Origin of the sequence: Proteus genomosp. 6 (assembly GCF_040139785.1) — a bacterium.
Lineage (GTDB): Bacteria > Pseudomonadota > Gammaproteobacteria > Enterobacterales > Enterobacteriaceae > Proteus.
This window is the reverse complement of sequence record NZ_JBEEVJ010000003.1, coordinates 324,821-336,126: the sequence shown is the minus strand read 5'-3', so window position 1 is coordinate 336,126 and position 11,306 is coordinate 324,821. Positions and strand designations below refer to the sequence as shown.

Sequence of the window (11,306 nt, the reverse complement as noted above, 5' to 3'; positions counted from 1 at the left end):
AGATATTAAAAATGAATAAAACTCAGGCTAATTAATTAAATTTGCATCAATTACTCTTTATATGAAAAAAATTCAGACAAAAATGCCCGCTTTTAAAGCAGGCATTTCATTAATAAAGCGTATTTAACACTAGATAATAATCACAGTGATTTTAATACTTCATAAGAAGGAGCGAAGTAATAACTTCCCGTTACAGGTTTACTCATACGTAATAGGTCATCATGTTTGCCGTCTAATTCACCAAACATGCTCAATAGTTGCTGCTCGATGTTATATAAACGACCACAGTAAGCTAAGAAATATAAACCATGTTTACCGCTTGCAGTACCGTAAGGCAGGCTGTGGCGTAAAATTGCTAGCTCTTCACCATCTTCTTCAATCACAACACGAGAAACATGAGATGTCACATTACGCTCAGATTCATCAAGTTCAACACTGTCTTTTTTAGTGCGACCGATCATTTTTTCTTGGTCTGATTCACTAAAACGAGCCCATTTTTTCAGGTTATGCTCATAACGTTGCACTAAAACATAACTACCACCAGCATCAATGCCGTCATTAATTAGTGCAACACCATAACGTTCATCATCCTGTGGATTTTCTGTGCCATCAATGAAACCACTTAAATCGCGCTCTTCTATCCAACGGAAACCATGAATTTCTTCTTCAACTTTGATTGCATCACCAAAAGCAGCAATTGCGGCTTGTGCTAGTGAGAAATTCACATCATGACGCATAGATTGGATATGAATAAGAAGATCGCGCTGTGTTGCAGGCGCTAAACCTTTACCTAGAGGGCGAAAAGGTTTGAGCTCTGGTGCGCTATTTTCATCGGAAAGTTTTTTCCAGAGATCAGAACCAAATGCAACAACTGCGCCTAGTGATGCATCAGGAAATTGCTTTTGTAAATCAGATAATGATTGCATGAATTTCTGACATCCTTCACGCAGAGCCTCTAATTCACCGACAACCATTGCTTCGATAAAAAGACCAAATTTACTATGTGCGACTAAAATGCCACTTTGTGCATGAGACATATTGCTTTCCTAATCAATAATCAAAACACCTAGAATGATGTTAATTATATCGAATATTTTTTTCTGAAGATTTGCCTTTTAACAAAAATCGGACAGTCTGATTATAAAATCTTCCTTGTTTTATAAGGAATAGCATAAGGAATAGCGTGAAGGCTATTTGTTCTGCCAAATAATTTGCGTTAACGTCCAGTTAGATAGAACTTCATCAGGTGGCATTAATCCATCAGGACCATCCCATTGACCACTAAAGACATAACTCACCGATTTAGCTTCTGTGGATTGACATAAAATAGTTCTCTGTTTTTCATCTTTAGAACCTTTGCTGCACACACCAAATGCTTTTTTATAGATATCTTTAAATGGTGTACCCATCGTTGTACCCCAATCTGTCGTAGCCTTGGCATCAAAGACTTCTATTTTCTCAACAGTGCCTTTTTCTTTGCCATAGAAAGCTACTTGAACTTTATTATCTTCAAGCGCTTGGACTACAACAATAATATCGCTACCTTGCATCTCCATGCCTTCACGATAATTGAAGCTACTCCCTAGCTCATTTTTTATTTCACTTTCTGCTATTTTGGTTGAGCTGGTAATATTTCCTAATCCATTGGCAGAAATTGTTAACGTATCATTTGAAAACCAATTCATCGGATTTAGTGCAGAAAAAGACATTCCTCCCATGGATGAACAGCCACTTAATAGCAAAACACTTGTGCTTAAACACAAGGGTAACCAAAACTTAGGCATCATTTATTTCTCCATTAAACTTTTTCGTCACACATTAAAATAGATATTGAGGTTATTAAGTACACCTTATCTTACTCTTTGTATCGTCTCAATCATCAGACTAAAACTGTCGCAATAAGTCAGCATAACAAAATATTTACTGATTTGATCTTAGATAACCACATGAAAAGAAAGCCTAGTTACGACCATCAACATAACATTTTGTTCCACAGAAAAGGCAATATCAGATTTTACGCATAAAATAAGAAGTACAAATGTAAGAATAGAAACAAAGAAAAAAGAGATAAGCATAAAGGGAAGAATAGAAAGGGAAGAGAAATAACCCCTAAAGATATCAGGGGTTTTAAACACAATTAAAGATCAAAATCCTGATCAACAATTAATCGTTTAGTATAAGTTGTGCTTTCTTGGTTTTGATCTTCATACAATAACTTCTCAAACATACAAATTGTTGCATCATTTTCTTCTGGTACAACTAATGTAATTTGAGGACACCCTTTCGCGATCAGCTTTTTCTCTAACCGAGAGATCAATGCATTCGCAATGCCTCTTCCTCGAAAATCTGGATGAACACCTAAATAGTATAAAGAACCACGATGACCATCATAGCCCCCCATCACACTACCCACGAGTTCACCCGCGACTTCGGCGATCAGAAACAAATCTGGTGAGTGGTTTATTTTTCTTTCAATATCAATTTCAGGATCGTTATCAGGCGATATCAAATCGCAACGCTCCCAAAGTGTAATAATTGCCTCAAAATCATCTTGGCGAAATACACGTATTTCCATGGTTTTGCCCATTATCGGTCACATAAATCTGAATTTATTATCGCTTGTTTAGTTTATGAATCAACTTGAAAATGAGAACATAGACAATATGGAGTTCTATTTTTAATAAATATGATAAAAATTGTAGGTTATTATGAATTTGCCTGATATTCATCGCGTTAAAGAATTTTTCTTATCACTACAAGATACGATTTGTCGCTCTCTTGAAAACATAGACCAAAAAGCCACTTTTCAGCAAGATAACTGGGAAAGAAAAGAAGGAGGCGGTGGTCGTACTCGCGTTTTAACCAATGGCGCTCTTTTTGAACAAGCTGGCGTCAATTTCTCGCATGTTTATGGCGACACATTACCGAAATCTGCCACTGCACATCGCCCTGAATTAGCAGGACGTCGTTTTCAAGCAATGGGTGTTTCATTAGTAATTCATCCTCTTAATCCTTATATTCCAACTTCTCATGCTAACGTGCGTTTTTTTATTGCTGAAAAAGAGGGAGAAGATCCTGTTTGGTGGTTTGGTGGTGGCTTTGACTTAACACCTTATTATGGGTTTGAAGAAGATGTTATTCATTGGCATAAAGTAGCTAAATCGGTTTGTACTCCTTTTAGTGAAGATTATTACCCTCGTTATAAAAAATGGTGTGATGATTATTTTTATATTAAACACCGCAATGAACCTCGTGGTGTAGGTGGCCTTTTCTTTGATGATTTAAATACTCCAGATTTTGACCATTGTTTCGAATTTGTCCAACAGGTTGGGCTTGGTTATCTTGATGCCTATTTGCCTATTGTTGAAAAGCGCAAATCAATGCCTTGGGGAGAGCGTGAACGCCAGTTCCAACTCTATCGCCGTGGCCGCTATGTTGAATTCAATTTAGTGTGGGATAGAGGTACATTATTTGGCTTACAAAGCGGCGGAAGAACAGAGTCCATTTTAATGTCGATGCCTCCCTTAGTCCGTTTTCAGTACAATTACTCGCCCGAACCGAATACCCCAGAAGCAAAGTTATACAGTGACTTTTTGATCCAAAAAGAGTGGGTATAAAATACTTCATTCATTGAGAGTAAAGCCACATTAAAAATGTGGCTTTACTAGAATCAAACGAGAAGTTTAATAACAAATATTTCCTAAAATCAATTAAACAAAAAAGCCAGTAAACCTGTCACTTTATTTTTGTTTTCCCACCCTTCTGCTCTCATACAGGTATTGAAATAGTCTTTACGTTCCCATTCATTAGCATCGGAAGGAAGAGATGCTCCTGCGCCTGAATTAGGAATATCTTTACCATTTATACTCATAGGAGCAAAAGAAGGCTGGCTTGAAGCCACATATCTCGCGGGATATCGCGCTTTAGCTTCTTGCATACACATATTCTTAGCAATATCTAACGGTGATGGATTTGTAGTTTTTGCTTCCCATTTTTCAGGTGTTGCACATGCAGAAAGCGTAAAAATTGATGCAATGATGATCGTTTTTTTCAAAGTAATAGCTCATTAAGACGAATGGGAATCAATTGCATTTTAGCTATTTTTTTAAAGAAATAATTAATTTTTTATGAAGCTTAATCTCATTGAATAATTATTGAGCATAAAAAACGACAAATTAAATGTTAAATAAGCTGTGACACCTCATTTAAGACAGTGATATCTATTTTTCATAATTTATCTCACTAAAATATATCAAAGCTCCCATCATGCAAGTATGTTGAAAAAATATAAAATTGAAAAATTTATCATTTTTCTTGTCTTAAACTAATCATGCGATCTAAGAAATAAGGAAGGTAAATAATGAGAAAATTACGTATTGGTATGGTCGGTTTAGGATCAATTGCACAAAAAGTTTATCTACCTATTTTAAGTAAAGCTTCTAAGTGGGAATTTATAGGCGCATTTTCACCTAATCAGGAAAAAGGGAATATAATTTGTGCCACTTATCGTATCCCTTTATTCACTAGCTTAAGTGCTTTAGCTCAACAGTGTGATGCGATATTTGTACATAGTACAACTTCAAGTCATTTCGAAGTTATAGACTATTTATTAAACGCAGGTGTACATGTTTATGTTGATAAACCCTTAACAGAACATATTCACCAATCTGAGGCACTTATTGAGCTTGCTGCCAAGAAAAATAAAAAAATCATGGTGGGTTTTAATCGCCGCTTTGCCCCCTTTTATCATCAGTTGAAACAAAATATTACCCACCTTTCTTCTTTAAGAATTGATAAACATCGATGTGATAGTGTCGGCCCTAAAGAGACTCGTTTTACCTTGTTTGATGACTATTTACATGTTGTTGATACGGCACTTTGGTTAGCAGGTTCAAACGCTAAATTATTAAGTGGTAGTATTATCCAAACAAAAGAAAATGCACTTTTTTATGCTGAACATCATTTAAAAATCAACGATTGCTGGATAACAACATCAATGCACAGAAAAGCAGGAAGCCAGCAAGAGCAGATTATTGCCGTTGATGAAGATGCAATCCATCAAATTACAAATATGAATTTATGGCGCAGTGAAAGCAGAAGTAGGCTCACTGAAAAACATCCAGAAAATTGGGACCCCATTTTATTACAACGAGGTTTTATTGGGGCGGTGGAACACTTTATTGAATGTGTTACGAATAATACAGAGCCATCGACAAGTGGAGAGCAAGCCATTGTTGCTCAACTCATGATAGAAAAAATGTTAGCTAATCAATAAATTCCAGGTATAAAAAAACTGAGTTCATTATAAATTGAACTCAGTTTTTATTTTTTGACGTTAAATTAACTTATTTCGATTTCTTCAAATGTGACATTAAACGCTTACGTTTACGCAACTGAGATTGTGTTAATTTATTTTTCTTATCCGCATAAGGGTTTTCACCCTCTTTAAATTGAATACGGATTGGCGTACCCATCACTTGCAGAGTACGGCGGAAATAGTTCATCAAATAGCGCTTATAGCTATCTGGTAAATCAGTGACCTGATTACCATGAATAACTACAACAGGTGGATTATAACCACCAGCATGTGCATATTTCATTTTTACACGACGTCCACGAACAATTGGTGGCTGATGATCATCTTCTGCCATCTTCATGATGCGAGTTAGCATAGAAGTTCCTACGCGACGCGTTGCACAGACATAGGCTTCTTGAATTGATTCAAAAAGATTACCCACGCCACTACCATGTAATGCAGAAATAAAGTGAACACGCGCAAAGTCAACAAAGCCTAGTTTAAGATCAAGCATGGCTTTTACTTGTTCGCGATCGTCTTGTGTCATGCCATCCCATTTATTAACAGCAATGACTAATGAACGACCTGCATTCAAGATATAACCTAATAATGAAAGATCCTGATCTGAAATACCTTCACGGGCATCAATAACCAGCAATGCAACGTTAGAGTCTTCAATGGCTTGTAATGTTTTGATAACAGAGAATTTTTCTACTGTTTCTTTTACTTTACCACGTTTACGAACACCCGCTGTATCGATGATGATATATTCTTTTTCATCACGTTCCATTGGAATATAGATACTGTCACGGGTTGTACCTGGCATATCGTAAACAACCACACGATCTTCACCAAGCATACGGTTTGTCAATGTTGATTTACCGACATTAGGACGACCAACAATCGCTAATTTTACCGGTAATGTAGAAGGATCAAAGTCGTCTTCTTCCTCTTCTAACGCTTGTGCTTCTTGTTCTGCTTCTAATGCAGCCCAATAAGCCGCATTTTCTTCTTCTTCAGTCAGCTCTAGCTCTTCTTCCACTACTTTACCCGTAATTGGTAAGAGTGCTTGTTCAATCAATTGAGCAACACCACGACCATGAGATGCAGCAATTGGGAAGATTTCGCCTAATCCTAAAGAGTAAAAATCAGCTAATGCAGTATCAATATCGATACCGTCAGTTTTATTCGCAACTAAATACGTTTTTTTCTCAACACCACGAAGGTGTTTTGCAATACCTTGGTCTGCTGGCATCAAGCCCGCACGAGCATCAACTAAAAACAGTACGATATCGGCTTCTTGAATAGCCTGTAGCGATTGTGATGCCATATGGGTTTCAACACCCTCTTCAGCACCATCAATACCACCGGTATCAATAATAATAAATTCTTCGCCTTCTAACTCTGCTCGACCATATTTACGGTCACGGGTGAGGCCTGGAAAATCGGCAACTAAAGCGTCTCTTGTGCGTGTTAGTCGATTAAATAACGTGGATTTACCCACGTTAGGGCGCCCTACTAAGGCAATAACGGGTATCATTTTTTGATGCCTCATAAAAATACAATCACAAACCTGATTGTATTTTACATGTAATTACTAAAAAGACGAAACGGCTCCTTTAAAGGAGCCGTAAAATAAATAGATTTGTCAGCAATTAATTACCGACTATAAAGATAAAGCTTACCGTCGCGAGCTTGGATCATCAGTTTATCTTGTACCGCTTGAGGGCGACTTAATAAGCCTGAACTGTTCACTTGGTTTTGTGCAATAAATTTACCTGTATTGGTATCAATCCAATGGAGATAACCTTCTGCATCACCAACCACTAAATAACCATCAAAAATAGCCGGAGCAGTTAAATTGCGATGCAATAAATCTTCTTGTGTCCATAATGTCACACCATCAGATTTACGAACAGATAAAACTCTGTCATTTTGGTCAACAAGGTAAAGATTATCACCCAACAGCACCATATCATTGACTGAGCCTAACTCACGTTTCCAAAGAATTTGTCCAGAACGCATATCAAGGCTAACTAAATTACCGTTATACGCCATTGCGTAAACAGTATTTTCATCAATAATCGGTGTGATATCCACATCATTTAATCGGCTAATTTCAGTAGAGCCTTTAATTTGTGAAATATTTTGTTGCCAAATCAACTGCCCTTGAGAAAGAACAACTGCACTGACACGGCCATTATCTGCACCAATAATAGCTGCGCCATAAGCAACAGCAGGTGCAGACTCGCCACGAAGAGATAATGATGGAGTATCTAAGTTAATAGTCCAAGAAATCTCACCACTTAACAAGTCGAGTCCTTGCAACATACCATTACTGGTATGAATAAGTACTAAACCATCACTAACAACAGGTTTTGAAATGGCTTCACCAGCAACATCTGCTTCCCAATCAATGGAGCCATCTTCAGTGTTCAGTGCGTATACTTTCGCTTTTTCAGTTCCCACAAAAACGCGAGTGCCTGAAACTGTTAACCCACCAGAAAGTAATGCGGACTCATTGGATGAAAGAAAACCTGTTTTAATAGAGAGATCTTGCGACCAAAGCTCTTTACCTGTTTCTACATCTAATGCTTTCACTAAACCATGGCGATCAGCGACATAAACAACTGCGCCATCCCATGTTGGTGACAAGTGAGAATAGTATTTACCAATACCATTTCCAACTGATTTGTCCCAAACAGCTCTAGGTGTAAATTGGCTTTGCACCTCAGGCAATGGAGACATTGTCACATTATCCTGTTCACTAGAACATCCTGCCAACAAAGCAGATGCTAGTAGACCAACCAGGAGAGTTTTACGCAGTTGCATGTCTGAAGATCCCTTTAATTGGATAAATTATTGAGTTTAAGTTCAACCAGTGAGCGAATAGCACCCGCATTTTCATCAGTTAATGCGCTACGATAAGCGGTTGTAGCACCCGTGTTATCGCCTTTTTTCGCTAAGACATCGCCACGGATATAATTTTTCATTCCATTCCATGCTTTGCCTTTCACTTGCTCTAACGAAACTAAAGCAGCATCTGTTTTATCTAATGCTAATTGTACACGAGCTAAACGAAGATTAAGCATATCTGCAAATGCGTCATTTTTTACTTTTGCCACAGCATTCGTTAGATGGCGTTCACCACTGACTAAATCATTAGCATCAATAGCGATTTGGGCTAGCTCTAATGAAGCTAAAGCGCCATAAATATCATTCGTTTCAGTAACAAATTTTTCAGCTAATGCAATATTTTCAGGCGTAGGCTTAGCAAGTGCCTCGCTGACTGTTGCAAAAGCACCTGCACTTTCTTGCAGACGATTTGTTTGATGTGATTGCCAATATTTCCAACCAAACACACCACCAAAACCAATAACAGCGGCTAAAACGATAGTTAAACCGTAGTTTTTAAAGAACTGTTTAATTGCATCAACTTGTTCGTTTTCGGTGCTATAAACTTCCACAAGTCTCTCCTTAACCTAATAACAGAGTCAATTGCTGAGCGAGCTCATTGCGAGCAACGATTGTTTGTTCCCCTGAACGCAAATCTTTCACTGCAACAGTACCGGCATTAATTTCATCTTCGCCTAAAATCAGAGCAATTTTAGCGCCTTGTTTATCAGCACGCCCTAACTGCTTTTTAAAGTTACCATTACCATGATTCGTCATTAAACGTAATGTTGGTAATTGATCACGAATTTCTTCAGCCAGCATTAATGCTGCGCTTTGACTCTTTTCGCCAAATGAAGCAAGGTAAACATCAGCGACATTAGTATCTGCAACAAATTCAGGGTTAACCGCTTGAACTAATAAGATCATGCGTTCCATCCCCATAGCAAAACCAACTGCTGGTGTTGGGTGTCCACCAAGTTGCTTCACAAGGCCATCGTAACGGCCGCCCGCACACACGGTTCCCTGTGAACCTAATGCGCTAGTTACCCACTCAAAAACAGTACGGTTATAATAGTCTAAACCACGAACTAAACGCTGATTAACACGATATGTAATACCGACAGCATCCAATAAAGCACAAAGACCATCAAAGTGCGCTCTTGATTCGTCATCAAGATAATCGAAAAGTTCAGGCGCATCATTCAATAAAGTCTGAATTTCTGGATTTTTTGAGTCTAAAACACGTAATGGGTTAGAATACATACGACGTTTGCAGTCTTCATCTAACTTATCTACGTGCTGCTCTAAGAAAGCAACTAACGCTTCACGATATTTAGCACGCGCTTCTAATGAACCAATAGAGTTAAGTTCTAATGTTACGTGTTCTGCAATACCTAACGCTTTCCACCAACGCGCAGTTAGCATAATTAATTCCGCATCAATATCTGGGCCTTGTAGACCAAAGACCTCTGCACCTAACTGGTGGAATTGACGATAACGACCTTTTTGAGGGCGCTCATAACGGAACATTGGTCCTAAATACCATAAACGTTGTTCTTGGTTATAAAGCAAACCATGCTCGATACCCGCACGAACACAACCTGCTGTGTTTTCTGGGCGTAATGTCAGACTTTGAGCATCTTCGCCACGATCGGTAAAAGTATACATTTCTTTTTCAACAACATCGGTCACTTCACCAATTGCTCGCTGAAATAGAGGGGTATGCTCTACGATAGGTGTTCTGATTTCACTAAAGCCGTAACCCGCTAAAATTTGTTTTAGCGTATTTTCAATTTTCTGCCATACACGAGTGTCAGCAGGTAGATAGTCGTTCATACCACGAATGGCTTGGATTTTTTGTGCCACTTTTCTTCTCTAATAGTTATTAATTGATTGTTAGGCTGATTATAGAAGCGAAATCAATCAGTATTCAATGTGAAATCAATAGTAAAACTGGCTCATTGATTAATGAGCCAGTTTTTTGAGTATTATTTGTCCAGCTGATTTATATTTATACGCATACTATCATCAAGCATTGATGCTTTAGCTCGAATTTTCGCTTCTAATAAATCAATCATATTAACGTTATCAAGACGCTCTTTTTGTCTCACACCATCTTCATAAAAACCACTTCGTGTTTTAGCGCCAGTTACACCTAGCGTTGAAACTTCAGCTTCGCCTGGTCCATTAACAACACAACCAATAATAGAAACATCCATAGGTGTGATGATATCTTCCAAACGTTGCTCTAATTCGTTGACTGTTCCAATAACATCAAATTCTTGACGAGAACACGTTGGGCAAGCAATAAAGTTAATTCCGCGAGAACGAATACGTAAGGATTTGAGAATATCAAAACCGACTTTAACTTCTTCAACCGGATCTGCAGCTAATGAGATCCTTAATGTATCGCCGATACCTTCTGATAATAAGATCCCAAGACCAATCGCAGATTTAACAGATCCCGCTCTTGCACCACCCGCTTCGGTGATCCCAAGATGCAATGGTTGATCTATTTTTTTTGCTAGCAAACGGTAAGAATCAACAGCAAGGAAAACATCAGAAGCTTTTACACTGACTTTAAATTGTTCAAAATTCAGCTTATCAAGGATATCCACATGGCGCATCGCCGATTCAACTAACGCCTCAGGTGTTGGCTCTCCGTATTTCTCTTGAATATCTTTCTCAAGTGAACCGCCGTTTACGCCAATACGAATAGGAATATTGTTGTGACGGGCGCAATCAACAACTTGGCGAATGCGTTCTTCACTACCAATATTACCTGGATTGATACGTAAACAATCAACACCATATTCAGCGACTTTTAATGCGATACGGTAGTCAAAATGAATATCAGCGACTAAAGGCACATTAACTTGTTGCTTAATTAATTTGAATGCTTCCGCAGCATCCATTGTGGGTACAGAAACTCGAACAATATCCACCCCTACACGTTCCAGAGATTTTATCTGGCGAACAGTCGCTTCTACGTCTGTTGTTCGTGTATTCGTCATCGACTGTACCGCGATAGGAGCGCCATCGCCAACAGGTACATTGCCCACATAAATTCGTGTCGATTTGCGACGAATAATAGGTGATTCTTTATGCATTGATT

At 38.2% G+C, this 11,306-nt stretch carries 11 protein-coding genes; 2 read left to right on the top strand and 9 right to left on the bottom strand.

Translation table 11 applies throughout. The features are described from left to right. Positions 1-140: 140 nt before the first annotated feature. From ABN212_RS05875 to ABN212_RS05865, 3 genes are all read right to left on the bottom strand, one after another. Positions 141-1,037 carry a Dyp-type peroxidase gene (locus ABN212_RS05875; protein ID WP_109370951.1) on the bottom strand — a complete coding sequence of 299 codons (897 nt, stop codon included), beginning with the start codon at positions 1,035-1,037 and terminating at the stop codon, positions 141-143. 153 nt (positions 1,038-1,190) lie between these two features. Next, the gene (locus ABN212_RS05870) at positions 1,191-1,787 is read right to left on the bottom strand and encodes an RpoE-regulated lipoprotein (RefSeq protein WP_232797508.1); all 597 of its coding nucleotides are present in this window, start codon (positions 1,785-1,787) and stop codon (positions 1,191-1,193) included. Positions 1,788-2,137: 350 nt separating this feature from the next. After that, positions 2,138-2,575: a GNAT family acetyltransferase gene (locus tag ABN212_RS05865; protein WP_109371471.1), complete on the bottom strand. Its 438-nt coding sequence runs from the start codon at positions 2,573-2,575 to the stop codon at positions 2,138-2,140. A gap of 133 nt (positions 2,576-2,708) precedes the next feature. Here ABN212_RS05865 and hemF point away from each other — a divergent pair, with 133 nt between their 5' ends. Continuing rightward, positions 2,709-3,617: an oxygen-dependent coproporphyrinogen oxidase gene (gene hemF, locus ABN212_RS05860; protein WP_198619736.1), complete on the top strand. Its 909-nt coding sequence runs from the start codon at positions 2,709-2,711 to the stop codon at positions 3,615-3,617. An 89-nt stretch (positions 3,618-3,706) separates the two neighbouring features. Here the strand turns inward: hemF and ABN212_RS05855 are convergent, their stop codons facing one another. Continuing rightward, complete coding sequence (locus tag ABN212_RS05855; protein ID WP_232797509.1) at positions 3,707-4,054, bottom strand: hypothetical protein; 348 nt, start codon at positions 4,052-4,054, stop codon at positions 3,707-3,709. 306 nt (positions 4,055-4,360) lie between these two features. On the opposite strand from ABN212_RS05855, the gene ABN212_RS05850 reads away from it, so the two are divergent. Then, positions 4,361-5,275: a Gfo/Idh/MocA family protein gene (locus ABN212_RS05850; RefSeq protein WP_349442987.1), complete on the top strand. Its 915-nt coding sequence runs from the start codon at positions 4,361-4,363 to the stop codon at positions 5,273-5,275. 70 nt (positions 5,276-5,345) lie between these two features. Here ABN212_RS05850 and der read toward each other — a convergent pair whose 3' ends face one another. The 5 genes from der to ispG all read right to left on the bottom strand — a co-directional run bounded on the left by der (position 5,346) and on the right by ispG (position 11,301). Continuing rightward, positions 5,346-6,836: a ribosome biogenesis GTPase Der gene (der, locus tag ABN212_RS05845; RefSeq protein ID WP_098942308.1), complete on the bottom strand. Its 1,491-nt coding sequence runs from the start codon at positions 6,834-6,836 to the stop codon at positions 5,346-5,348. Positions 6,837-6,955: 119 nt separating this feature from the next. Then, positions 6,956-8,128, bottom strand: a complete 1,173-nt coding sequence (bamB, locus tag ABN212_RS05840; protein ID WP_109370955.1) for an outer membrane protein assembly factor BamB — start codon at positions 8,126-8,128, stop codon at positions 6,956-6,958. A 14-nt stretch (positions 8,129-8,142) separates the two neighbouring features. Further along, a complete protein-coding gene (locus tag ABN212_RS05835; RefSeq protein ID WP_109370956.1) occupies positions 8,143-8,763 on the bottom strand; it encodes a YfgM family protein in 621 nt (206 codons plus the stop codon). Between the two features lie 10 nt (positions 8,764-8,773). Then, the gene (gene hisS / locus ABN212_RS05830) at positions 8,774-10,057 is read right to left on the bottom strand and encodes a histidine--tRNA ligase (protein ID WP_036912557.1); all 1,284 of its coding nucleotides are present in this window, start codon (positions 10,055-10,057) and stop codon (positions 8,774-8,776) included. 122 nt (positions 10,058-10,179) lie between these two features. Beyond that, the gene (gene ispG, locus ABN212_RS05825) at positions 10,180-11,301 is read right to left on the bottom strand and encodes a flavodoxin-dependent (E)-4-hydroxy-3-methylbut-2-enyl-diphosphate synthase (protein WP_196534106.1); all 1,122 of its coding nucleotides are present in this window, start codon (positions 11,299-11,301) and stop codon (positions 10,180-10,182) included. Positions 11,302-11,306: the final 5 nt, after the last annotated feature.